General features: G+C 39.7%; 20 protein-coding genes. 4 read left to right on the top strand and 16 right to left on the bottom strand.

What is annotated here, in order from left to right:
• Complete coding sequence (gene pcaD, locus CQZ96_RS06095) at positions 1-798, top strand: 3-oxoadipate enol-lactonase (RefSeq protein ID WP_105714805.1); 798 nt, start codon at positions 1-3, stop codon at positions 796-798.
• A gap of 631 nt (positions 799-1,429) precedes the next feature.
• On the top strand, positions 1,430-3,919 hold the full coding sequence (locus CQZ96_RS06100) for a penicillin acylase family protein (protein WP_105714804.1): 2,490 nt from the start codon (positions 1,430-1,432) through the stop codon (positions 3,917-3,919).
• Between the two features lie 175 nt (positions 3,920-4,094).
• Here CQZ96_RS06100 and CQZ96_RS06105 read toward each other — a convergent pair whose 3' ends face one another.
• The 12 genes from CQZ96_RS06105 to CQZ96_RS06160 all read right to left on the bottom strand — a co-directional run bounded on the left by CQZ96_RS06105 (position 4,095) and on the right by CQZ96_RS06160 (position 17,995).
• Positions 4,095-5,582, bottom strand: a complete 1,488-nt coding sequence (locus tag CQZ96_RS06105) for an NAD-dependent phenylacetaldehyde dehydrogenase (RefSeq protein ID WP_004721583.1) — start codon at positions 5,580-5,582, stop codon at positions 4,095-4,097.
• Between the two features lie 34 nt (positions 5,583-5,616).
• Entirely contained in the window at positions 5,617-6,894 is a 1,278-nt protein-coding gene (locus CQZ96_RS06110; protein ID WP_105714300.1) for a hypothetical protein, read from the bottom strand.
• 83 nt (positions 6,895-6,977) lie between these two features.
• Positions 6,978-9,293 carry a primary-amine oxidase gene (gene tynA / locus CQZ96_RS06115; protein WP_171287943.1) on the bottom strand — a complete coding sequence of 772 codons (2,316 nt, stop codon included), beginning with the start codon at positions 9,291-9,293 and terminating at the stop codon, positions 6,978-6,980.
• Positions 9,294-9,502: 209 nt separating this feature from the next.
• Entirely contained in the window at positions 9,503-10,417 is a 915-nt protein-coding gene (gene feaR, locus CQZ96_RS06120) for a transcriptional regulator FeaR (protein ID WP_034614190.1), read from the bottom strand.
• A gap of 144 nt (positions 10,418-10,561) precedes the next feature.
• A complete protein-coding gene (locus CQZ96_RS06125; RefSeq protein WP_171287945.1) occupies positions 10,562-11,521 on the bottom strand; it encodes a p-hydroxyphenylacetate 3-hydroxylase reductase component in 960 nt (319 codons plus the stop codon).
• Between the two features lie 65 nt (positions 11,522-11,586).
• Positions 11,587-12,540 carry a PDR/VanB family oxidoreductase gene (locus CQZ96_RS06130; RefSeq protein ID WP_105714297.1) on the bottom strand — a complete coding sequence of 318 codons (954 nt, stop codon included), beginning with the start codon at positions 12,538-12,540 and terminating at the stop codon, positions 11,587-11,589.
• Positions 12,541-12,574: 34 nt separating this feature from the next.
• Complete coding sequence (locus CQZ96_RS06135) at positions 12,575-13,312, bottom strand: SDR family NAD(P)-dependent oxidoreductase (protein WP_105714296.1); 738 nt, start codon at positions 13,310-13,312, stop codon at positions 12,575-12,577.
• A gap of 12 nt (positions 13,313-13,324) precedes the next feature.
• Positions 13,325-13,810: an aromatic-ring-hydroxylating dioxygenase subunit beta gene (locus CQZ96_RS06140; RefSeq protein WP_004721595.1), complete on the bottom strand. Its 486-nt coding sequence runs from the start codon at positions 13,808-13,810 to the stop codon at positions 13,325-13,327.
• Between the two features lie 10 nt (positions 13,811-13,820).
• Positions 13,821-15,098: an aromatic ring-hydroxylating oxygenase subunit alpha gene (locus CQZ96_RS06145; protein ID WP_004721598.1), complete on the bottom strand. Its 1,278-nt coding sequence runs from the start codon at positions 15,096-15,098 to the stop codon at positions 13,821-13,823.
• A 30-nt stretch (positions 15,099-15,128) separates the two neighbouring features.
• On the bottom strand, positions 15,129-15,656 hold the full coding sequence (locus tag CQZ96_RS06150) for a nuclear transport factor 2 family protein (RefSeq protein WP_105714295.1): 528 nt from the start codon (positions 15,654-15,656) through the stop codon (positions 15,129-15,131).
• A gap of 41 nt (positions 15,657-15,697) precedes the next feature.
• On the bottom strand, positions 15,698-16,864 hold the full coding sequence (locus CQZ96_RS06155; protein WP_105714294.1) for an acyl-CoA dehydrogenase family protein: 1,167 nt from the start codon (positions 16,862-16,864) through the stop codon (positions 15,698-15,700).
• Positions 16,865-16,882: 18 nt separating this feature from the next.
• On the bottom strand, positions 16,883-17,995 hold the full coding sequence (locus CQZ96_RS06160; protein ID WP_105714293.1) for an amidase: 1,113 nt from the start codon (positions 17,993-17,995) through the stop codon (positions 16,883-16,885).
• Between the two features lie 147 nt (positions 17,996-18,142).
• On the opposite strand from CQZ96_RS06160, the gene CQZ96_RS06165 reads away from it, so the two are divergent.
• Positions 18,143-18,610, top strand: a complete 468-nt coding sequence (locus CQZ96_RS06165) for a MarR family winged helix-turn-helix transcriptional regulator (RefSeq protein WP_004721604.1) — start codon at positions 18,143-18,145, stop codon at positions 18,608-18,610.
• Positions 18,611-18,664: 54 nt separating this feature from the next.
• Here the strand turns inward: CQZ96_RS06165 and CQZ96_RS06170 are convergent, their stop codons facing one another.
• From CQZ96_RS06170 to CQZ96_RS06185, 4 genes are all read right to left on the bottom strand, one after another.
• Positions 18,665-19,660 (bottom strand): 3-hydroxybutyryl-CoA dehydrogenase, encoded by a 996-nt coding sequence (locus CQZ96_RS06170; protein WP_105714292.1) that lies wholly within the window; start codon positions 19,658-19,660, stop codon positions 18,665-18,667.
• A gap of 1 nt (position 19,661) precedes the next feature.
• The gene (locus CQZ96_RS06175) at positions 19,662-20,768 is read right to left on the bottom strand and encodes an NAD/NADP-dependent octopine/nopaline dehydrogenase family protein (RefSeq protein ID WP_105714291.1); all 1,107 of its coding nucleotides are present in this window, start codon (positions 20,766-20,768) and stop codon (positions 19,662-19,664) included.
• A gap of 83 nt (positions 20,769-20,851) precedes the next feature.
• The gene (locus CQZ96_RS06180) at positions 20,852-21,853 is read right to left on the bottom strand and encodes an AraC family transcriptional regulator (protein ID WP_105714290.1); all 1,002 of its coding nucleotides are present in this window, start codon (positions 21,851-21,853) and stop codon (positions 20,852-20,854) included.
• A gap of 90 nt (positions 21,854-21,943) precedes the next feature.
• Positions 21,944-23,287 (bottom strand): spinster family MFS transporter, encoded by a 1,344-nt coding sequence (locus CQZ96_RS06185; RefSeq protein ID WP_105714289.1) that lies wholly within the window; start codon positions 23,285-23,287, stop codon positions 21,944-21,946.
• A 364-nt stretch (positions 23,288-23,651) separates the two neighbouring features.
• On the opposite strand from CQZ96_RS06185, the gene CQZ96_RS06190 reads away from it, so the two are divergent.
• Positions 23,652-24,044: a DUF4440 domain-containing protein gene (locus tag CQZ96_RS06190; RefSeq protein WP_105714288.1), complete on the top strand. Its 393-nt coding sequence runs from the start codon at positions 23,652-23,654 to the stop codon at positions 24,042-24,044.
• The last annotated feature ends 270 nt before the right edge of the window (positions 24,045-24,314 follow it).

The following is a 24,314-nucleotide window of genomic DNA, read 5'->3' on the forward strand; positions in this document are numbered from 1 at the left end:
ATGCCAACTTTTCAATCAGCGGATGCACAGATTTATTATCAAAGTTTTGGAAACCCTAACTCCCCTGCACTGGTCTTTTCAAATTCCTTAGGGACCAACTATAGCATGTGGCAAAAGCAGTTCAATTATTTTAAAGAACGCTTTTTTGTCATTTGCTATGACACCCGTGGACATGGTTCTTCATCTGCGCCACAAGGTCCTTATACCTTGCCCCAATTGGCTGAAGATGTGATTCGATTACTGGATCATTTAAATATTGAAAAAGCCAGTTTCTGTGGCATTTCTATGGGGGGGTTAACAGGTCAATGGTTAGCCATTCATTATCCACAACGATTTAATGCTGTTGTTATCAGTAATACCGCAGCAAAAATTGGACAAGAACAAGCATGGCTAGATCGTGCCCAACTTGTCCGAGAACAAGGTTTAACCAGCATCGCAGCAACCGCTGCATCACGTTGGTTTACAGATCCCTTTATCCAAAGTCATCCTGCAATTGTCAATAATCTGTGTAACGACTTAAGTGCTGGCAGCGCAATAGGTTATGCCAATTGTTGTGAGGCTTTGGCTAAAGCGGATGTCCGCAATCAACTCAAAGATATCACGATTCCAGTTTTGGTCATTGCAGGAACGCAAGACCCTGTAACTACAGTTGCAGATGGGCAATTTATGCAACAGCACATTCCGCAATCCCAACTTGTGGAAATTCAAGCATCGCATATTTCAAATACTGAATGTCCTGAAGCATTCAATGCTGCACTTGAAAAATTTCTCTCTGAAATTCTTACGACTGAGCTTTGACACTTAATTTTTGACGCAGCATAAAGGGATAGAACATATCCCTTTATTTTTGGCATTTCATCAAGACTTGATAAAGCATATTTAAAATAAAATGATGAGATAAAACTCAGTACCAAACACTTTAAAATAGGGTCTGTTGACATTTCATAAATGGCTTGCGTTGTAGGTTAAAATTGAGCATGAGACGTATACGTCGTAAAGCATGAATGAGAATAGCGAGACTATTTTCGAGTTTCATAACGAAGGCTGAGATAATTTTAGCCACAACCCTGAGCAAGAACAAAGCACTGCTTTGTTTGCAGCGCAAGGCGCAGCGGGGGGACTAGTATGTTTTTTGCCGCTACGTCGTTACCTTGCGAAACAGTGTTTCTCATCATTTAGAATGACTAAATTTCGTATTTCGCGCCTAGTATCGCCTAAAAAACATACGTAGTCGCAAACATAGACGAATTATCAACAGACCCTAAGCCTCTTTATTTAAAAGTATAAATATATACCCACAAAGTAATAGAAAATTACATATAAAAATAACAATCATTTTATTTAATCAGGACCTGCATATCGATAAATCTGCTGTTTTTAGAAAACATCTAAAAGCATTTATTTCCCAACACTCTATTTCTCAACAATAATGAAAAGGATATTTCAATTGAAAAAAAGCCCCTCAAATAATCAACTGAGCGATAAACACCACTTAATCAAATTAGGTGTTTTAAGTTGTTTATTGCTTGCAGGATGTAGTTCATCCTCTCGTTTAGAATCAAACCCAGTGCAAAAACAGGTCACGATTCAACGTGACAATTTTGGCACACCGCATGTCTATGCCAAGGATACTTATGGTCTTTTTTATGGCTATGCTTATGCAGTCGCAACTGATCGTTTATTTCAAATGGAAATGTCAAAACGTACAGGTTTAGGCACTGTTGCTGAAGTGCTCGGTCCCGATTATCTACAATATGATATTGCAACCCATAGTCGCTTTAATCCTGAACAGATTAAACAACAAATTGCCCGACTTTCTCCTGAAGATCGTGCCATTTTCGATGGTTATGCTGCTGGTTTTAATAAGCGTGTCCAAGAGGTTTTGGCCAATCCAGAGCTGATGCCTAAAGAATTTATTGATTATGACTTTAAACCATCGACATGGCAGCAAGAAGATATCGCAATGGTCTGGGTGGGCTTAATTCTCAATCGCTTTTTTTCAGCCAGTTCAGAAGTCTCAAACTTAGATTTACTGACTCAACTACAAAAAGAAAAAGGTCAGGAAACAGGATTAAAAGTTTATCAGCAATTACGTTGGCTAGATGATCCGAGTGCTCCTACAATTATTCAATCTAAAGCAAAACCACAAGTTTCAGCACATCAGCAACACATGTTAAAAGGTATAGCGCCTATCTCAGACCAAGCAGCCAAAAACTATTTAGCTCAAGCGCGTATTGCATTGGGTAAAAGTGTGGTTGATGGCGTCCCTACAGCCAGTAATGCCTGGGTGGTCAAAGGAGATAAAACGGTAGAAGGCCAAACGGTTTTATATAATGGCCCTCAACAAGGCTGGTACACGCCTGCCATTACTTATGCGGTTGGGTTACATGGTGCTGGCTATAATCTCACCGGGATTACCCCCGTCGGTCTACCTGCAATTCTATTTGGAACCAATGGAAAAATTGCTTGGGGTTCAACTGTCGGTTCGCTTGATACCAATGACGTCTATCAACTCAGCTTAAATCCGAGCAATCCAAAACAGTATCGTTATCAAGGCAGTTATATTCCCTTTGAACATCAACAGATCAAAATTAAAGTCCGTAATCAACCAGACCACGTTTTAGATGTGTATCAAAGTAAACAAGGCTTTGTCAGCACATGGGATGAAAAAAATCATACCGCCTATGCACAAAAACGTAGCTGGGAAGGTGTAGAGATTGAAACTTTATTGGGCTGGGCCAATGCAGCAAAAGCGAGCAACTGGCAAGAATTCCTAGATCAAGCCAAACGTGTCGCGGCTTCGATTACGTGGTTTTATGCCGATACCCAAAATAATATTGGTGTCGCTGCATTGGGTCGTTTACCGATCCGCCCTGAAAACCAGCATATTCAACTGCCTGCTCAAGGTGATGGCTCAATGGAATGGCAGGGTTTCTATGATTTCTCACATAATCCCAAAGCCTATAACCCTGAAAAAGGCTATATTAGCAGTTGGAACAATAAAGCTTATGCGGATTTACGTTCCGATTCCTCCAACTTCTCTCATGTTGACCGTGTCAATGAACTGATTGAACCCCTAGAAAGTAAAGCAAAATTAAGCCAACAAGACATTTGGGATATCAATAAAATGGGCGCTTGGTCGGATCTGAATGCGCGTTATTTTATTCCTTATATGGTCAAAGCTGCGCAAAGCCCGAACGCATCACCTTTAGCAAAGAAAATCGCACCGATATTGGCGAGTTGGGACTTCAAACTTCGTCCTGACAGTGAGGCTAAATTCTATCAAGGCGCAGCACCTGTCATTATGCGTACATGGCTCAATCAAATGATTGAATTGGTGCTTAAACCAAATCTATCTGAAAATATTTATGCACGTTATACAGATACCCTTTACCCAGTAAATAATGACCCACGGAGTACACAACCTGCGAATGCATCTAAACTGATCTGGAATGCACTGCAAGGCAAACAAGCCAGCGTTGCTCAAACCGTTGATTTCTTAAAAGGACAATCAGCAGATGATGTGGTGTTAACTGCCTTGGAAAACACCTTAATTCAGCTTTCAAAACAATATCATTCAGACCAACCCAATGATTGGAAAATTCCTGTTGCCACAATGGGATTCTCCAACAAAAACTCAGTGGGTATTCCATGGGCTGATCAGGCGCATCAACAACAGCTGAGCACCTATGGGAATACAGGGAGTGCAACCTTTAGAGTGGTACTCAATCCCAATCAAGTCAGCATGTGTTCAATTCTTGCACCTGGTCAAAGTGGATTTATTCATCGCAATGGAAAGACCGATGCACACTTTGCCGATCAGCTCCCATTATTTGAAAACTATCAATGTAAGGATGATGCAGTAAGCCAAAAGCAAATTGATCAAGCAACACAACAAAGTATGACTTTAACCTATTAATTTTTACTCGAAACAGCCCAATATATAGATATATTGGGCTGTTTAAATTTTAAAGCTTGTTCAACTTATATATTTTCAGAACTTATCAAGCCTATATTCGCAATCAGTAGATCACTGGAAGCGATACCACTCTTTTTAGACTGTGCTACCTACTTTTAAATATCTATGCACATTTTTAATAGCGAATCATCACTGATTTTAATTCAGTGAAATCTTCAATAAATGCATCTGAAAACTCTCGACCAGTTCCTGAAGCTTTCACACCACCAAATGGAACCGACGGATCTAAAAAAGTATGCATATTGACCCATAAAGTACCCGCTTCAATTTTCGGTATTAAACGCAAAGCTTTGGACAAATCATTGGTCCAAATACTTGCGGTTAAACCAAACCGAGAATGATTCATCAGCTGAATGAGTTCTTCGTCCGTTTCAAATGGCATTAATCCTACAATTGGGCCAAAGGTCTCTTCTAAAAATAATGGATCATCAATCGCTTTTAAAGAAATTAAAGTCGGTTCGACAAAATAACCTGTTTGTTGCAAAGTATCTCCACCAGCAATAATTTGATTATTGGCTTTGGCCAAATCTAAATAATGCTTTACTTTATCAAAGTGAGGTCGGTTAGACAGCGGACCAAACATACTGCTTTCATCCATAGCCGATCCAATTTTAAATTGAGATAATGCTTTAGAAAGCTTTGCAACAAGCTCATCATATTTTGTCTGATGCACAAAAAAACGTTCTGGCGATGCACATACTTGGCCTTGATGCACAAAAGTTGCTTGTATCAAGGTAGGTAAAATCTCATCTATATTTGCATCAGCCAAAATGGCAATCGCATTTTTACCCCCCAACTCCAAGCTAACACGAGTTAAATCACTGCTCATCGCAAGCTTACCAATAGCAATCCCCGTAGGTACTGAGCCTGTGAAAGAAACCTTTTTAACCAAGGGTGACTCAATCAGATATTGCCCAGTTTCGCCTTTACCCGTCACGACATTGATCACACCTGCTGGAATACCCGCTTCAATTGCTAACTCCGCTAAACGTAGCAATGACAAACTGGCAAATTCACTGGGTTTCAGCACAATGCTACAGCCTGTTGTTAAAGCTGAACCAATTTTCCAAATGCCAATCATGAGTGAAAAATTCCACGGAACAATACCCGCGACGACCCCAACAGGCTGCCTTAAGGTAAATGCGGTATATTTTTCACCTTGTGTAGAAGGAATAGAAGGTTGCATGGTTTGACCATGAATCTTGGTAGCCCAACCAGCAAAATATCTTAAAAAAATAATAGATTGTGCCACTTCAAGATGACGGGAAATATGAATTAATTTTCCAGTAGACAAAGACTCTAGTTGCGCAAGTTCCTCAGCATATTGCTCAATTAAATCTGCCAATTTATTTAGTTTTACACCACGTTGATACGGTGTCGTTTCAGCCCAAGCATTTTGAAAAGCATGATCTGCACTGGATACTGCATCTACAACATCTTGTTGACTAGCGATACTGATCTGAGCAATGACTTGTTCGGTAGAGGGGTTTACAATATCAACTTTATTTGAATGTTGAGCAGCAACCCACTTTCCGTCAATAAAATGTCCATGCGCTCTATTCAAAAAAGTCTGTACGCTATCTAATATTTTGACTTCATTCATTTTTATTCCTCACACTTAACTTTAAAGGGCTTAATTAATAGATATATTGCAAAATCAATTGAGCATATAGATTGGTCTTATCATCATAGTTTTGAGTACCGCCACTATGGATATCTTGCTTCGGTTTATACAGCCCAATGAGCGGAATAACGGTAACGTTTTTATTTACAGACCAGACCGAAAACACATCCAACTCATGTCCATCAACATTTGTTAAAGCTTTATTTACTGTTTTAAACTTATGTGCCAAAGCACCTAATATAAAATTTTCTTTTAAATTCATCATGTAAGATATTTGATGAATATCGGCATTTTTATTGAAAGGACCCGCATAGTTTCCAGCAACCTCCCCCTGAAACCATGTTCCAAATCCCACGGTATTTCCATAAAACATGGGATCATATTGGTCTGAAAAACGACTAAAGCGATAGCCTAGCGAAGGCGTATATTTTGAGGATAAAAAGTTATAGTTCAGTCCTAAATAACCTGCATTTTCTTGGTGTTCCTTTTTGTCTTGAACAACAAATTCAGATTTAATTTGTAATTCTGGTAACAGTTGATAATTCAAACGTAAAGCATAATTTTTAAGATCTTCCCGCCCTGAAATATGCTCGGCATCGTCAAGATCTAATACATTTAAGTAAGTAAATCCGATACCTTTATCATTAAGTTGATACATCAGATCAGTTACAAAGAGTTCTGATGAAAATTGTGCTTTATTATTCGATTTTAAATAGGCCAGTTTTAAGGTTGTATGATCTTGCAATTTATATTGCAGCAGACTGGTAAAATCAAAACTGCGTCGTGCCGCCAGATAATAGGTCCCTCCACGGTCTAATGCGCCATCTGCGGGTAGTTTCCCAAGGTTTAATGCATCACCAGCAATAAAAAAACCGTCCCCAATCATTATATTTTGTCGACCAATACTTAAATCATATGTGGTCAATTGATCTTTATGAGTACCATCTTTAAAACCAATGACCCATTCGTTCACATCAGTTTTACGTTCTTTACCATTACTATTTTGTCCTGCATCCCCCTCTCCAAATGTGGCTGAGCTAATCCCACTCAAACCTGCATAGAGTTGGTTGTTATTCAATGTGTATTGTCCTTTTGCACCATATTTAAGATGCCCTTCTTGCCAATTTATTCTTTGCTCAGCTATGTTTTCACCGTTATAACTTTTCCCACTGCTAAAAGCACCCAAGGTGACTTCAAAAATCGGTTGGATTTCTATTTCGCTTGCATAGACAGTTGAAAAAATTGAGACAAAGAGAGTCCCTCTCATCACTTGAGAAAGTAGCGTTTTCATACAAAATTCCTTTTTGTGAACGGTCTACAAGACGCTAAGTTTTGGGTAACTTATTGGTTACCCATACTTGCTGATTGGCATCTTTAGTGATGCTCATGCTGGGTATTTTCTTTTTCATCACCCAAGTTCAAGGTCGGTGTATTGTCAAAGAAATTCCACGGTTTGATTAAGGTATAAACCCATTCTGTTGGCATAATTGGCCATTCTTCAGCACGTGCTACATGGGTTGTTCCTGTCGTCATCCAGACCACAAGGTCTTTATTCTCAATATTGTCATTGTTACGAATAAACTGTCCTAAACCAGTATCTTGCGTTGAGCGATTTGAATATTTACCTTCAGGGTAGCGTTCATCAGCATTGTACTGCGTCACCCAAATTTGCTTATCCATAAAATTCAGGCGTTTAAATAACCATTCATCTTTGGCAAAATTTGCCCCCTTCGCCACAGGGTGTGTACCGCCAGCAAACGGAATCAGCTGATAAGAAACTGGGTTACCGAGTTTATTTTCCTTATTAAAGTTGGTTAGCAAACGAATAGTCGACGGATCAAACTTTTCAGCAGCGTTTTGCTCATTGCTAATCACCTGACTATCAATTTGCATCGTACTTGTACGAACACCACCTCTGTCATTTACCTTTACGACAGGGTCCATGTGCATAAAGCTATTATTTTCCCCATCGACATCCATATCTAAACGGAAGTTATAGATATGTTGATGCGTGGTACCAACAATATTATGGTCAATTAACGTGCCGTATTTAGTGTCTTCTTTGGCAGTACTATCATGCATAGTTCGCGCTTTAACACCTTTAACAGCTTCAATTCCTGTTGCACCAGCATTAATTCCAATGACACCATTTTGAGCAAATACCCAATCAAACATGTAATCATAGTTTCCAACCGTACTAATCCACCGCACCACAAGCTCACGGCGGGCTTCACTTGCATCCTGATCACCAAAAATTTCTTGATGCTTATACTCAGGTCCAGCGTATCGCTCAAAAATTGCGATCGCATTTGGAATAACTTGGGGCTGCCCTTTGTAGTCAGCAATCACGGCATCCAGTAAAACCGCATTTTCTGGCGCATCTGTTCCCAGTTGAATCGATGAAGTGAGTGTTCCCATACCATACTCACCTGAGTCTAGATAAGATTTAAAGTACCATCCCATATCTGGGTCACCATATGGAACAACCATTCCACCAAGGTTGCCCTCATACATGACTTTACGCTTTACACCCTTATCTTTATAAGTCACGGTTGAAAGCTGTAGGCCAACACGAGAATCTAGTCCAACATGGAAACACCAGTTTCCCCAATGTACAGTCTGTCCAGTAATTGTGAAGTTTTTACCTTCAGGTTCAATAATGTTCAGTGGTTTAATTTTCGGGGGTTGCGTATTTTTAGTCGCATAAGGTCGATCTGCCATCGGAACGGGAATCATTGCCCCTTCTTCAATTTTAATAATTTTTTCTTTATCTAGATCAACCACAGCAACTAAATTTTCAATAGGATGTGCCCAATAATTGCCATCGCCTGTATCTAGATATGACACGACTTTTAAAACGTTCAATTGTTTGTCTAAACCATCCTTACCGCCAAAATATCCAACAGTTAAAGGATTGGTAATGACCTTTTTAACATCTGTTACGCCTCGTTTACGTAAAGCTTCCTGATATTCTTTGCTTGACTCAATCACACGCTGGACTGTCTCGAAGTTATCTAGCAGGATCATTCCATGTGTATCTTTTAATACATTCCATTTTGTAACTTGCTGAGTATGAAGGTTCACCTCACCTTCAATCGCTTGATTACCTTTTAATAAAATAAAAGATGCTATACGGTCTTCTTTATAGTCTTTGTGGTTAATAAAATAATCCCACACTTTGGCTTTTTCAGGTTCTTTCAGCTTTAACTCGGCAAAACGCATATTTTTATAGGCATATTTTGAGCGATTAATGCTCTCAAATGTTTTTTTGATTTCTTCTGTATTTAAACTATTGAGTGGGTGAAACGTGTTTTCAATTTTAAATGTTTGATCTAAGCCAGACTGAAATACTTCATTGAAAAAGTCTTTGCCAATTACAGGCTTACCCTCTTTAATAATTAATGGCACACTTAACTTTAACGGCTTACCATTGACTAAAACCTGATCTGAATTTGGTTTAGCTCTCACCACTATAGAGCCTTTGCTGATCATATATGTATTGGTAAAATCATCTTTTACAACTTTAGCGCCTTGCTCGCTCATATTTTGATATAAAGGGACTAATTCTGCCTGTCCACCATGCGCATAAGCTTGTGTGTTCAGCCCCCAAAAGCTTGCAGCTATAGATAAGTTAAGCGCCAATATTTTTTGTATATCATTGAATAATCGTTGTTTACGCATCAGTTTCATCCTTTTCATCTATCCCTAAACTATCTAAGACAGATAGTTAAATGCACGTTCCTATGTGTGAAATTCGTGAGATAAACTGAATATTTTTAAGTTTATTCAGTCGTTCCTAACTGTTCTCATCGATTTAATTTCAACACACTTGCATGGGGCTAGCTTGTTCAGGAATGACCTCGAACTTGTCTAGAAGTGACATGAAAAAAACAAAAGACTTAAGTCAACACATGCTCTCTAAATTCTTTAGGAGAGACACCATAATTCTTTTTAAAGATTTTTGAAAAATGCGCGCCATCCCAAAATCCCCATTTCAATGCAATTTGGGTAATCGAGCTTTGCTTATTTTTTTTATCAAGCAAATCTGCTTTAATTTTTTCTAAGCGTTTGAGCTGTATATACTTGTTAATCGATAAATTTTCTTGAAGAAATAATCGATAAAGATGCCGTAACGATACACCAATATGCTCAGCAATCAGCTTAGGTGTCAGATCTGGTTTGGCTAAATTTTCAATAATATAGCGCTCTGCTTTTTCCATAAGATTATTTGAATCATGCATATTTTTATAATTAATTGTCGGCTTGATTAAAGCAATCAAGGCATCTTCAAAAGCATTGCCATCTTCAGTTGCATACCAAAGTTTAATGTTTTCAGCAGACATATTTTTCATAATATTTTTAAGTAAAAAACCACTCATATTTTGCGTAATGAGTTTGCCAAAATATTCAGAACTAATATTTTCTTTCAACAATTTTTCCCGCGACAGATGCACAGAAATTTGACTGACTAAGCCTTGTGGAAACATAGAAATTGTTTCAACTGGGTCGAGTAATACAATATCGCCCTCATTGAGACTCAAGGTTTCATTTTTATAGTTCAACTGTATTTTGCCCGAATACTGCAAAATCAAAAAACAAAAACGATTATTTACTCGATCGATTTCATCCGCTTTTCGGACAATTTTGTTTGCATTATTTTTAATAAAAGCGATCTCAGTATCGCCCAATAAAAAACATTCAACTTCGCCAATGAACAAATCACGTGTACCATCAAAATCTGTTTCAAAATTGCCGCAAACATTTTTGATATTACGCGTCCAAGTTATTAGTGCATCACGTACATATTGGTTCATCCGCTCACTTCCTTGTTTTACGGTTTAAACTGTTCAAAAATCGATATTAAATGTACTTCTCGCTCATAAATTCTTTTGTTTATTATATAAATAGCGAATAGTCTAAAGCTGATAGACCCTTTCAACCTATCAGCTTATTAAGCCTTATACAATCCCCGCAATATCCTTTAAAATTTTAATAAAAATTTCCTTTTCATTTTCAGGATATTTTTCAAAAACTTCATTTTGATGGCTATCGGCAATATCAAACAGATAATGTGCGGTTTTCTTGCCCTTTTCCGTTAACTTAAAAAATCCATCCGTTTCAATCAATAAACCATCTTTTTTTAAGATAAGCGCAGCTTGTTCGATCTCACGCATCGGCATAGCAATATCACGTGGTAAATCTGCTTTATTGGATGCGGTACCACTGCCCAACACCAATAATAATCTTGCTTCACTGGTGCGAAATCCAGTGATTAACTGCTTCGGAATATAATCGGTCTGATAAAATTTAAACGCCCGACTCATTAAATAGCAGACATTACTATATAAATGCCCTTGATGTAATTCGCCTAAGTCTTCTGCTTCTACAGTATCTTTGAGCTGTAATAATGGATGAGGAATCACACCTGAATACGCACCTTGGTGATACACCAACGGACTACGCCCTTGATCATGAAACTTAACGACTTTGCCAATTATAATCCAGTGATCACCACCTTCAATAATTTCGTGTCGTTCACATTCAAACACTGCTGAACAATGATCCAGAACAGGCGATTGACCTGCGCCAACTTGATAACTTGTACCTTCATACTTATCGATATTGCGACGGGAAAACTTATTGGATAACTCAATTTGAGAACCCGATAAAATATTTACCGCAAAATGTGTGGCTTGCTCAAATACAGAAAAACTCGATGATTTTTTATCGATACTCCATAAAATGAGTGGTGGGTCTAAAGACACTGAGTTAAAACTATTTGCAGTGACTCCAACCTTCTCACCTTGCTCATTTTGTGCCGTCACAATGGTCACACCTGTAGCAAAATTACCCAAAGCCCGTCTAAATTGCATTGGATCTATTTTGATTTCATCCATTGATTTTAATGAATTCATTATTCTCTCCTGAATCTTTTATCCTATTTAGCTCGGTATCTGAAATTGCTTGATCCTGTTAAAAGCAATTAAATATCCAGTACCAATCGTGCTGACTTTGCACGGGAACAGCACACCAGTATTTGTTCATTACTGGCTTTTTCTTCATCAGTAAAATACACATCACGATGATCAGGCTCACCTTCGATCACATCGCACATACAGGTTCCGCAGACGCCCTGTTCGCAAGACATTTCAATCTCAATCCCTTCTCGTGCCAGTGCTTGCAGAATGGTTTCTTCGGCATTGACCATGATGATCTTGCCACTACGCTCAGCCACAACTTCAAATGCATCACCGTTGGTTTCAACCTCAACCTGAAAATATTCCTTATGAATCTGTTGCTCAGGAAAATTTTGTGTCAAAGCCAAATTAATCACCCAATCCATAAATCCATTGGGACCACAGGTATAGATATGGCTTGCTTTGTCTATGTCCTGAATGGCAGATTGAAAAAACTCGCGATGGCTGGCCCCTTCCGATTTAAAATGAAAGGTGGTAAAGGGCGCCAATACACTATTTCTAATTTCATCGACAAAGGCACATTGCTCTGGGCTTGCCCCGCAATAATGCAGTTCAAAAGATGCATTTTCTTGTACCAATTGATAGGCCATAGTGATCAAAGGAGTAATTCCAATCCCCCCACCCACCAGTACAGCATGTTTGGCTTTGACTAATGGAAACAGATTTTTCGGCTCACTGACCTGTATTTGCATACCATCTTTTAAATCTTCAAAAGCCGAGACTGAACCACCACGCGATTCTGGATCACGTAAAATCCCCAATCTGAATATGCCAACATCTTTTGGGTTTTGGCATAGTGAGTACTGACGCACCATACCATTAGGTAAGTGCACATCAATATGCGCACCTGCTTCAATTTTTGGTAATGTGGCAGAATTTGCAGATTCAAACTCCATGACTGCAACATTCCCACCTTCTACATGACGGTTTCTGACAACCACGTTATAGAGTGTAGCCATGATTTATCTCCCTTTTATGCATCTCGCCCAAGGCTTAACGCATAAATAATCCACCGTTAATATCCCACGTCGCCCCAGTGACAAAAGCTGCGTTTGGACTTGCCAACAAGGCACAGGTTTCAGCAATAAATTCCATACTACCTAATGCTTTGACTGGGATATTTTGAATAAATTGCGCCATTTTCTCGTCAGATACCACACTGTGTACAATCGGTGATTCCATTGGCCCAGGTGCTATGGCGTTTACAGTCACACCTTTAGCAGCAAACTCTTTGGCAAATATTTTGGTCAAAGTCACAATTGCACCTTTGGTTGCAGCATAGTGAGCGCCTGTCGCAGTGCCTCCATTTTGCCCTGCCAATGAAGCCATATTGACGATACGGCCATAGCCTTGATCTGCCATATATTTGCCAATAATCTGACACGCTTGAAAGGTTCCTCGCTGATTCACTTGGGTGATCCAGTCAAAGTCAGCTGCAGTAATCTCTAAAACAGGAGTTGCCTTAGTGACCGTCGCATTATTAATCAACACATCCAATTTGCTGAATTTTTTTTGAATCCACTGCACTGCAGCATGAAAATCTTGCTCAACTGAAATATCCAGTTTTAACGCAAACATATTCTCCGCATTAGCACTACGTGCTTTGGCATTTTCAGCCTTTTCTAAGCTGCTGGCAGAGACAATCACTTGATGCCCCTGTGCTGCAAAATATTCGGCGATCACATTCCCTAAACCAGATGCTGCGCCCGTGACTAAAACAACCTGTCTCATTTTTTTGCGCTCCTAGAGGATGTAACTGATACCCGCCAAAGTATCGGTCGAGTTGACTAAGTTGATAATTTTACGATTGATCTTAAAGCCTTGTTCTGGATCACGAACCAAATGAAAAATCACATCTGCGGTGTAATGTTTTAAGCTTTCCTTACGGAATTCACGGAGGTTTTGTGCACAGCGTAAAATGATTTCACCATCCTCATCTTTTACGACACGGATACGTGACACGCTACGGACAGTATTGGCTTTGGGTGCAGTCGAAATCGCTTCACCATTTTCCAAACGTTCGACCCGTAATGTACGCATATGATTGTTGTCATAGGCATAGTTCAAATTATTTTCATAATCCTTGAGTGTCGGATCAATCGGAATGATATACACGCCTTTTTCATTCCATAGATTGAGCCATTCACGGTATTCACTGTGGTCTAACATGTCAGCTTCAGCCCAAACAAAAGCAGTCACTTCATTTAATAATTGCAAATTCATGTTCATGCTACTCTCCTTAAGCCGTCATCATCTTTTTCCACTGCTGATAAGCAGCGCGCATTCCAGTTTCTGCACTGACATCACTCTTTAAGCCATCTTCAGTTTTTACTTCACCGGGTAAACCACGGTTCAACATGATCCATAAATCATGACCAGCATTGGCACCATGTTGCACACGTTCCCACGCTTCTGAGTCATCAGGTGTACCAAAACCAAATGGACCTTGGAAATGTTCATGTAGACGTAAGCGATATTGATTGGCAATCTGTGGACCACCATCCATCGTGATCACGGAATGATGAATTTCAGTTTCATTGACTGAAATCGGTTGCATGACACGGAAAAAGGCCATTGAACAGGCAATGTTTGGGAACAGGTTTAAGTTAAAACCAGAACCACCCACAGCACGTACAATACGGCGTACTTCAAGTTCTTCATGTCCTTCATCACGTAACGCTTGAGCAAGCTCTTCAAAACGTTCCTGAATTGGGCGTTCCATCAACTCTTCATCTAAATCAACCAGCTCAGGAATCATCACCATGACACTGTGACCATTGCCTAAGTCTTCAACATAGCCAGGTTGATTTTCAAAATTAAACAATTCTTCAGTCTTCTCATCGACTGAACTTAAGAATGACTTATGTACCAAGGGGAAATGATAAGCATCGGTGGTATTTTCCAGCTGGATTTTCCAATTGCCTGGGAAACGGAAACGATGTTCACCCAATACTTTAATTGGATAACCTGCGCCTTGTTTCATAAACAAATCAATCCATTTTTTCGCAGCGCCCAAGAAATCCGCTAAAGGCTCAATATCATCTTTGAAGGTGGCGAAAATCATACCGTTGTATTCTTCAACACGTAGGCTAATCAATGGAAACTCTGATTTATCCAGACACTCACCGTAACTTTCAGGCGAAGGTACACCACGCAATGAACCATCCAGTGCATAGCTCCATCCGTGATATGGGCAAACAAAACTGTTGGTTTTGCCTTTTTTATGTTCACATACAGTTGCTGCACGATGGCGGCAACGATTGAGCAATACATGGACTTTTTTCTTACGGTCACGTACAACGACCACAGGTTGCTTACCAATATTAATGGTTTTATAGCTACCACCATCTGGAATTTCGCTGGCATGTGCCACCCAAACCCAAGTGCTGTAATAAATCTTTTCCATTTCATCATCAAAGACACGTGCATCTTTATATAAAGAGGTATGCGCACGATCACTTTGAACTAACTCGCTGTAATCAATATTAATATTCTGCATTGGAATAATACTGTTCATATCCATTATCCTTTTCAATTTATCCATAACTTATTGCTGAGACGGTACTGGCAATATCGCTGTACTGTTCCAGTGAGACACGGGGCGACTAAAAATATTTTCAGTCTGAAAATGTTTGATCTTCCATAGACCATCGGTTTGCTGTTTAAATTTCACACTGAGTTTTGCGGCATTTAAATGGCTATCTCCATTGAGAAAGGTCGAGGTTTGCAACATCAACCAGCTTGCATTGGCCTGATCGCCTGCAATATAAATTTGTTCTGAGCTGACAAAATGCGCATTCATCACAAAATGTGATTCGGTTTGGGTATAGCTTTTAAACATGTCAAAAATGGCTTGCCATGAAGCATAGCGACCAAAAGATTGCGCATATTTCTCACCAATTCCTTCCCAAATACTGTCCTGATCAAATAAATCCATTAATTCATTGAGGTCAGTCTTGGCATTTAATCCATCACAAATTTCCATATAACGATGAATACAATTACGAATCGCGTTTTGCGCTTCGAGCTGCTCTAAGCGTTGTAAGATAACGGTCAAATCCATCTGGCTATTCATGTCATTCATCCTTGGACATCTCGTGATTATTTAAATTCGGCTTATAAATAACCGGGTGCTGGCTGCATACCAAAGCTCACCAAAGCGGCATTTTGTAAAGTGGCATCGCCCATAAAGGCATGCTGAGTCACCACATTGGTATCATTCACAAAACGGCTAAATGGGTTATGGGTATAAATTGCAGTCATGCCCGCCAGCATTTGAATTTTGCGCGTTACGCGTGCGCAAACTCGAGCAACATGGGTACAAGACAAACGCATCTCACTGATCTGTTCTGGCGTTGGCGTACCACCTGCAATAATCTCATTCCAAACGATTTGCATAGTGTCGTAGAACCAAACACGTGCTGCTTTAAACTCAGCTTCGACTTGGGCAAATTCATATTGGGTGACTGGACGACTGGCAATTTCAGCACCACCTGTGATAGATGATTTGCCAGGTGCTAACTTTTGGAATTCTTCCAACGCTGCTGCTGCAACACCGATCCCGACCACAGTTAACACCTGTGTTGCCAATGACAGTGATGGATATTTAAAAAATGGTTCCGAAAGTTTAGACGGTTCACCACGAATAAAGGTCCAGTCATTGTTTACAAAGACATTATCTACCAGCAGATCATGACTGCCTGTTCCTTTTAAACCGACCGTATCCCAAGTCATTTCGATTTGCGCTTGTTTTGCTGGGATAATTGCTAAACGTGGGAGACCTTGTGTGGTGTTATTGACCTGTGGACTAATCCCCACTCCAATAATATCGGCTCCCATACAACCACTGGAAAATTTCCATCGACCTTTTACCACCACGCCATCAGCTCTTAAATCTGCGGGTTGCGGTGGAAAAATACCTGCTGCAAATACAATATCTGGGCTCTCTTTATATAATTCTTCAAGCGTTGCTTCAGGCAGGCTACCCAAATAAGCAGGGCTCATCCCAAAACTCGCAACCCATCCCACGGACCCATCCGCTTTAGACAAACGTTCAATCAACTCACAAAATTGTTGAGGTGACCATTCATTGCCTCCAAAACGTTTCGGTACCAATGCACGATAGACTCCAATCTGCTTTAACTTATCGATAATGTCTTGACTCACATACGCTTGGTTATCGAACTCGCCTGTACAAGCACGTTCTCGAATCTCTTGACAGAGTGCTTCTAATTCCGTTATTGTTGTGTCCATTACAAATTCCTTTGTCGATAAATTATTCATTACCCAACTCCTTGTCATTTATTGCGCGGCATCCACGATATATTTCGCAATTGCACACACCAGCTCATCCGAATTTCGTTTCGCCACGATTTGTAAACCCACTGGTTGTCCTTCGCTGGTTTTGAGCGGTATTGAAATCGCAGGATGACCAGATAAATTGAATGGACGCACCAATGAAGTTAAGTTCAACAGTGCAACCATATGTTCTGCATCGATTAATTTGGGTGGGATTTGCGGAAGGGTTGGCAGTAACACAGCATCATATTTTTCCAATAAGCCATCAATTTCATTGATAAATTGTGCTTTGACCGCTTCCGCCTCTTTTACTTGTTGCGCCGTGGTTTGCGCAGATTTGAGCAAGCGAGCATGGATATCGTCACCCAATAAACCGGTTTTGGTTAACTCACCATACGCCTGCCAATTTTCATAATTAATGATCTGCATCCCTGCATCATAAGCAGGCTCAAACCATTCAGATTTCACTGGTGTAGCTGACAGATTCGCCTGAGCAAGAAAAAGCTGAATACAGTTCAATACCGTTGGATTTGCATTTACCTCAAGCCAAGCCAGTTTCGGCGTATGCGCTAATTTTTCCAAAGCATGAAAGCTTGGATCAATTATCTGCATTGCGGTTTCAATCATTGCAACCGAAGCGGCAAATGGTCCCACGCAATCCAACGAACTCATGGCTGGATGTATCCCTTGACGACTGACGCGATTGAATGTTGGTTTAAAACCATACACCCCACAACATGCCGCTGGCATACGAATTGAACCACCAGTATCGGTACCTAAAGTGAAATCAGCCAGTCCCGCGGCTACGGCAGCAGCAGACCCACTCGATGAACCACCTGGAATAAGATCAGGATATTGAGGATTGATTGCAGTGCCAAAAACAGGATTGATCCCGGTAATCCCAAAAGCCAACTCATGTAGATTGGTTTTTGCAGTAATTTGGCAATCCGCTGCCAAAATACGCTCTACCACTTCTGCATTTTTTGTTGCAGAAGGCTTATCCATCAAGGCTTTGCTCCCGATCATGGTCTTTAGACCTTGAATATCAATGGAATCTTTCACCATGACTTTTAAAGCACCGCGTCCTATTTGTACCTCTTGTACAACAATATTCATTCACTTTTCCATGTATTTTTGTACTTAATACCAATATCGGAAAAAGTAATGTAATTGTCAAGATGTTTTTATCAGAAAGAGCAAAGATTTTTTCTTTAATTTTTGTATAATGATGAATATTCATCTTTATAAAGTTATCACTTTGCTATGCTTACTCATTTAGAACAATTTCTACCTAATAATGAACCTAGCAGCTTACAAAGCTATCCTTTCTTTTGGATTTCTCAAGTGAATGGTAAATACACACAACTTATTGAAAAATCAATAAAAAAACTAGGTATCGACAATACACGTCGTAAAATCATTTTAAGTACCAATGCTTTGCAACAAGCTAGTATTACCGAAATTGCCAACCTCTCTACCCTTAAATTGACCACAGCAACCAAAGCCATTTATCGCCTAGTTGAAGATGATATTGTGCAGGTTTTTTCGTCAGAGTCTGATGAACGTATTTCGATGGTCAAGCTCACTGACAAAGGCAAAGAACTGGTGGAGCAGATTAATCAAATCAGCCAAGTGACTTTATCTGGGATTTTAAATGCCTTTGAAGATGAAGAATTGCATCAGTTAAATGCACAGTTGAAAAAGCTATTCAATTTGATGCCATCAAGCTAAAAGCTGTAAATAAACGCCCATTAGCTGAATGCAATGGGCGAATTGTTCGGTTCATCACGTTGCGGACTGTAAAATATTAAACGATGGTTTTAACTTACTTTTTTCAATTCGATCTGAAAAGGTTCGTAAGACATCTTGTTTATATTGATGAATATCCACATCCGCATAATTATAAAAGCCCTGCTTTTCACGAAGGCCATTACGCTGCTGCCGCATATTTTCCGCAATAATTTCAGGTGTACGAAAACGCTCCCCCAGCTCTTTTTGCAAATATTGCGAGGCATAATACAAGATATCACCACCGCCCCAATCAATAAACTCCAATAAGCCTAAAACAGAAAAACGCAAACCAAAACCGGTACGAATAGCAATATCAATATCTTCTGCCGAAGCGACTCCATCTTCAACCATACGTGCCGCTTCATTCATTGCCAAGGCCTGAATCCTTGGCACGATATAGCCCGCCTTGGCATTACAAACCACAGGTACCTTACCAATCGCCTGTAGAAATTGCTTAAGCTGAGTCAGCACCTCATTTGAGGTCCGGTCAGAACGGCTTAACTCCACCAAAGGCATGAGATAAGCAGGATTTAGCCAGTGTGCATTGACCACTCGCTCAGGATGCGAAATCATTTGCGCAATATCCGTCACTAAAAATGTCGATGTGGTCGAAGCCACAATACACTGCTGTGAAAGATATTGATCCAGCCAAGCAAAAATTTCTTGTTTGGCTTGTTTTACTTCTGGTACAGCCTCAAGGATCAACGCACAGTTTGGCAATATGCCTGTAGCAGCCTGTTTAGATAAAATCGCAATCTTATCCAAAATAAAATCTTGCTGCTCCGCTTGAATAAACTGAATTTTCTCAAGCAACTTTAACTCTTGCTGTAAATCAGCACGAATTTGAGTTTGATATTGTTCAAATTCAGCTTCACTGCGTTGTTTTGCATCAATCAAATCAACGTTTAGTCCTGCATAGGCAAAAGCAATCGCAATGGCTTTGCCCATACGCCCAGCACCGAGCACTGCAATTTTTTCGATCATCTGCATTTTAGACTCCTTGTTGCAAAATCGCTTGCAGTTCTGCTGGGTTTTTATCCGCAAGACCTAAACGCTCAAAAGTACGTCCTTGTTGATATAAATCCTTACCCGTGACCGCTGACGCGATATTCAACAATCCTTCAGCAACAGGGGTTGCAACACCTGCCCAACGTCCCACAGAAACTAAAAAAGATAATCCTAAACGAGTGTCTTCTAACATATAGCGATGTGAATCTAAGTCAATATCCTCACGCCAGTCACCACTGTCAGTTAATTTTCCATGTGCCCCACGTCCATACATCCATTCATCACCCTCACCTTCATGATTATAATGATCCGCCAAAGGAAAATGTGGTGCGGCATATCCCAATGCTTCACGTAGTTGCATTCGTTCCGCATCAAGTTGATTGGTGACACGACGAATTGAGGGTTGAGTACCTTCGTTATGAATATCCCACGCTTCAAAATGTTCAAGTGGACCCGCATTCATCAAAATTAAAGGTGGATGAATAATTGGTCCAGCATTCATCAATGCACCACTTAAGCTGTCTTCAACGGGTTCAACACTAGGATATGCCTGCTTAAGCACTTGAAATGCCTGCTGTGACAATACGCTTGGAAATACGCCTGTGGGTAAACGGGTCGCATAACCACTAATCACAATTTGATTCACCCCATGTTTACGCACCAAATAAGGCAAAGTTCCCGTTTCTGCAAATGCCACTTGCGCAGTGTTACCTGCTTGTTGCATCGCCTTGGCAAAGATAAAACTACCAAATGTCGCTGGTGGTAAGTACACCACTTGCCCAGCTTTAAAAAATGGCGCTGCTTGACGGGCTAAATCATCATGTGTGGTCGCAGGTAATGGAATAATAATCAACTCAGCATGTTTAATGGCGCGTTGCAAATCATCAGACAAATTAATCTGACTCTTTTCAAAACCCACCGTAACAGTACGATCACCCTGATAATCTTTAATATTTAATTGCCCAGTGGCAGCAAGTTGTTGCAAAGCATCTGAATCACGGCGCCATAACAGCACCTCATGTCCTTTTTCAGCCATTTCTGCCGCAGCTGCATAACATCCATGACCGCCACCTAAAACTGTAATTTTCATCATTGATCTTCCTGATTTATTTCAATTCATCATAGAAGTGCAATAACCTGCTGGCTTATCCAAACACGCAACACGTGTTCAGTTTACGAAAGCATTGTACTCATTTGAACAGGACTCATTTTTAAAGTTTTAGAAGGTAAACACCCATAGCGTTTTTTATACAGCGTAGAAAAATGCCCTAAACTTTGGAAGCCGTGACGCAACACAATATCCGTCACTGTTTCATTGGTTTGAGCATGCTGCAAAGCCAGATGTACCCGTTCAAGTCGCTGATCACGGATATACTCAACTGGGGTTTGTTGTAAATACTGGCTAAAGCCTTTTTGCAATGTGCGGATCGACACCTCACAACACTGGCTTAAATCTGCTAATGAAATCGGTTGTTCTAAATGATTCTGAATATATTTTTGTGCTTTTTTTAGATAGCCGGGCAAAATATGCTGTCTTTGCAAATTAAGCTGATCACTATAGTTATTTGGAATCTTTAATAAAATTAGTTCAATTAAATACTGGGTAAAACTCGCAGAGATAAAGCTCCAATTTTGAATATGATAATAGGCATGGCACAAATAATTGAGGGTTTCAATAATCGAGTCTATGCCTTCCTCGGTACAGGACAGGCTCATATCAAAGATAACCGGTTCATGACTGGTATGCCCCAACATTTTAAACAATTGGGTTTCTACATCATGTTGAGCAAGTTTTAAAATAATATTTCGGCAATGCTGATTGGTCTGGATTTGCTGTTGAGTATGCGGATGCGTAATCGACATAATCCCGACTGACTGTAGCACCTGTTGGTCTTCTATACCGACTTTACATTGACCTTCCAGTGTCAATCGAAATAAATAAAAATCAGAAACCTCATCAATGGTGATTATCACAGGGGCACTATATTTAAGATCGTACAAGGCACAATTACCAAAGCGAAAGCCATTTAAACGGGTATTTAACGGTTCACGCACTTCCACCTCAAAACGATGAGGGCTTAAATAATAGCTGACCTGATCTTTAATGGTTTGATAATCATCCGATTTAAACAACAGCAGCTCATTTAGATAATCCAATTTGAAAAACTGTTCCATTCTTTCACTCCCTGATTATGGATTGACCAAACAAGTCACAAAGCCCATTACAAAGAATGGGCGCTGTGACTGATTGAGAACACCATTGGATTAAGAGGCATGTTCCTGCTGCATACTGGCGCTAAATGCCTTACAGCCCTTTTTCAATAAGATAAATGCCAACACACATGAAATCGTACCCACGATAGACAAAGACATCCCCACCATCAGTGGATTTTCAAAGATTTTATCTGTAATCAATGCCACCAACGTGGTACCGATCCCAACCGCAACCAAATTACTGATCAGCAAAAATACAGCTGAGATTTGTGCACGCAACTGATTCGGTGCCAGCATTTGCATTGCTGTGGTTGAAATTGGCATTGGGAAAGAGGCAAAAAACATGGCAGGGACCAGAAATACCACAGAAAGCCACAGCTCATTGACTTGGGTAAAGACCATAATTGGTAAAATTAATCCTACGATTCCGATCACACCGGTAATCATTGGCGCGTCCTTACGTCCTTTTTGAATAAACCAGTCATTGAGCCAGCCTGCACAGAATACGCCAAGAATATTTGCCACCAATAACACCGTGCCTAGCATATAGCCTGCTTCTGTCGGTGTAAGGCCAAACTTACGCATGTAAAATGCTGGTGACCAACTAATCAAGCAATACAGCGCCATTGCATAGAAAGTAAAACCTAAATAATGGCAAGTAAAAGTACGACTATGTTTTTTGATAAACTTAAACGCATCTTTCATATTGGTCTTTTCAACTTGACCTTGTGCATTTAAACGCTGACCTTTGCGTTGCGGTTCTCTCACCGTAAGTAACACCAGTAAGCCAATAAACACCCCAGGTAAGCCTACGATAATAAATGCCGCCTGCCATGCTCTTAATGCACCAAATAAAGGAACCTGAATGGTGTCCATATTTTTAAGCAAGCCAATCACATAACCGCCGACCAGAAAAGCAATCCCTCCACCGACAAATGAACCAATTGAATATACTGCAACAGCACGGCCTAATTTGTCCTTACTGAACATATCACTAAACATTGAATACGCTGCTGGAGATAAAGCAGCTTCGCCCACCCCAACACCCATACGGCTTAAAAACAGTTGAATAAAGTTTTTACTTAAGCCACAGAATGCAGTTGCAATGCTCCAAAACACCACCCCGACTGCAATAATTTTTGGTCGAGAAAATCGATCTGCCAAATAGGCCAGTGGCAACCCCATGAAGGCGTAAAACAACGAAAAGGCGAGACCATGTAATAGACTAAATTGGGTATCTGACAAACCTAGATCAGCCTTAATTGGTTCAATCATCAGTGCCAGTATTTGCCGATCTATAAATGAAAAGATATAAGCCAACATGCACAGCGAAACAACATACCATGCATATGTATTTGAATGAGAGCCTGTTGGCTCTGGTGAATGAGTATCCATTTTTCTTCCTTGTCCATGCATTTTTATGATTGGTATCTTTAAGAAGACGTCGCGTATTCGAGGAAATATCCATTTCCTGTCCACCTTCATAAAGAAAAGCTTAGCCTACTATAGTTATTTTTACATGGAATTTTCCATGTTATTTTAAGTATATAGTTATACCTTTTACTTCACAATGCTCAACTCGAACAAATTTATTTTATTTAAAATAATAGATATCAATAAGATACTCTGTTTTTTAAATTGTAAATTATTTTTGGGAGTGTTCTTGAAACATACGTTAAAAATTTAATTCTAAAATAATATTGAATTTTACATTTATTTTTACATAATATAAAAAATACACCTCTCATAGGAAATGGATATGCCGCTGTCAAAACAAGATTCAATTGAAAGTATACATAGCATGCACGTACTGATTGAACGTATTTTTAACGGGAAACATACAGAACAAGATCTTCCCCTACTTATTGAATATTTTTCCGATCATTTTGAGATGGTCGGTGCAGCTGGAAAGCGTTTTTCCTTGGCCGATGTCAAAGGGCTGTTTAGCAATAATCAGGGCAAGATGCCAGATCTACAGATCGAAATTTATGATGAACAAATTTTGATGCAAAGCGAACAAAGCATTGTTCTCACCTATACTGAAAAACACACCAAGGAATCAGGAATTCTAGTTCGACGTTCTTGTGCGCTGATTGAAGAAATTCAAGGAAAAATGCTATGGAGTTACTTACAGGAAACCTTTTTACCTTAAATAGCGGTCAGTCACAATAACTCCATTATTCAATGCAACGCTTTAAGTTCAATAAGATATTAATTTAGAATATAAATGATTGAGTTGCGACTTAAAGCTTAGCCTCCCCCCGTTTTGGCAAACACTTTGTCCATTTTCATCCCCATCATTAAAATTTTACTTAAAAAACAAAATTACGGCGAAGTTCAATTCAAAAATATTATTCATTTCAAAAGTGTACATGCTTTGATTTATAAAACTGATTCAACAATCCTATCGCAATCTCCTCAA

Source organism: Acinetobacter sp. MYb10, assembly GCF_002980175.2.
GTDB lineage: Bacteria > Pseudomonadota > Gammaproteobacteria > Pseudomonadales > Moraxellaceae > Acinetobacter > Acinetobacter guillouiae.

What these genes read in the sequence shown, in the direction of transcription:
- CQZ96_RS06185 (WP_105714289.1), bottom strand. Translation starts at nt 23,287, where the DNA reads ATGGATACTCATTCACCAGAGCCAACAGGCTCTCATTCAAATACATAT.
- CQZ96_RS06170 (WP_105714292.1), bottom strand. Translation starts at nt 19,660, where the DNA reads ATGCAGATGATCGAAAAAATTGCAGTGCTCGGTGCTGGGCGTATGGGC.
- CQZ96_RS06160 (WP_105714293.1), bottom strand. Translation starts at nt 17,995, where the DNA reads ATGAATATTGTTGTACAAGAGGTACAAATAGGACGCGGTGCTTTAAAA.
- CQZ96_RS06190 (WP_105714288.1), top strand. Translation starts at nt 23,652, where the DNA reads ATGCCGCTGTCAAAACAAGATTCAATTGAAAGTATACATAGCATGCAC.
- feaR (WP_034614190.1), bottom strand. Translation starts at nt 10,417, where the DNA reads ATGAACCAATATGTACGTGATGCACTAATAACTTGGACGCGTAATATC.
- CQZ96_RS06110 (WP_105714300.1), bottom strand. Translation starts at nt 6,894, where the DNA reads ATGAAAACGCTACTTTCTCAAGTGATGAGAGGGACTCTCTTTGTCTCA.
- CQZ96_RS06175 (WP_105714291.1), bottom strand. Translation starts at nt 20,768, where the DNA reads ATGAAAATTACAGTTTTAGGTGGCGGTCATGGATGTTATGCAGCTGCG.
- CQZ96_RS06140 (WP_004721595.1), bottom strand. Translation starts at nt 13,810, where the DNA reads ATGAACATGAATTTGCAATTATTAAATGAAGTGACTGCTTTTGTTTGG.
- CQZ96_RS06145 (WP_004721598.1), bottom strand. Translation starts at nt 15,098, where the DNA reads ATGAACAGTATTATTCCAATGCAGAATATTAATATTGATTACAGCGAG.
- CQZ96_RS06155 (WP_105714294.1), bottom strand. Translation starts at nt 16,864, where the DNA reads ATGAATAATTTATCGACAAAGGAATTTGTAATGGACACAACAATAACG.
- CQZ96_RS06150 (WP_105714295.1), bottom strand. Translation starts at nt 15,656, where the DNA reads ATGAATAGCCAGATGGATTTGACCGTTATCTTACAACGCTTAGAGCAG.
- tynA (WP_171287943.1), bottom strand. Translation starts at nt 9,293, where the DNA reads ATGAAACTGATGCGTAAACAACGATTATTCAATGATATACAAAAAATA.
- pcaD (WP_105714805.1), top strand. Translation starts at nt 1, where the DNA reads ATGCCAACTTTTCAATCAGCGGATGCACAGATTTATTATCAAAGTTTT.
- CQZ96_RS06100 (WP_105714804.1), top strand. Translation starts at nt 1,430, where the DNA reads ATGAAAAGGATATTTCAATTGAAAAAAAGCCCCTCAAATAATCAACTG.
- CQZ96_RS06165 (WP_004721604.1), top strand. Translation starts at nt 18,143, where the DNA reads ATGCTTACTCATTTAGAACAATTTCTACCTAATAATGAACCTAGCAGC.
- CQZ96_RS06135 (WP_105714296.1), bottom strand. Translation starts at nt 13,312, where the DNA reads ATGAGACAGGTTGTTTTAGTCACGGGCGCAGCATCTGGTTTAGGGAAT.
- CQZ96_RS06180 (WP_105714290.1), bottom strand. Translation starts at nt 21,853, where the DNA reads ATGGAACAGTTTTTCAAATTGGATTATCTAAATGAGCTGCTGTTGTTT.
- CQZ96_RS06130 (WP_105714297.1), bottom strand. Translation starts at nt 12,540, where the DNA reads ATGGCTACACTCTATAACGTGGTTGTCAGAAACCGTCATGTAGAAGGT.
- CQZ96_RS06105 (WP_004721583.1), bottom strand. Translation starts at nt 5,582, where the DNA reads ATGAATGAAGTCAAAATATTAGATAGCGTACAGACTTTTTTGAATAGA.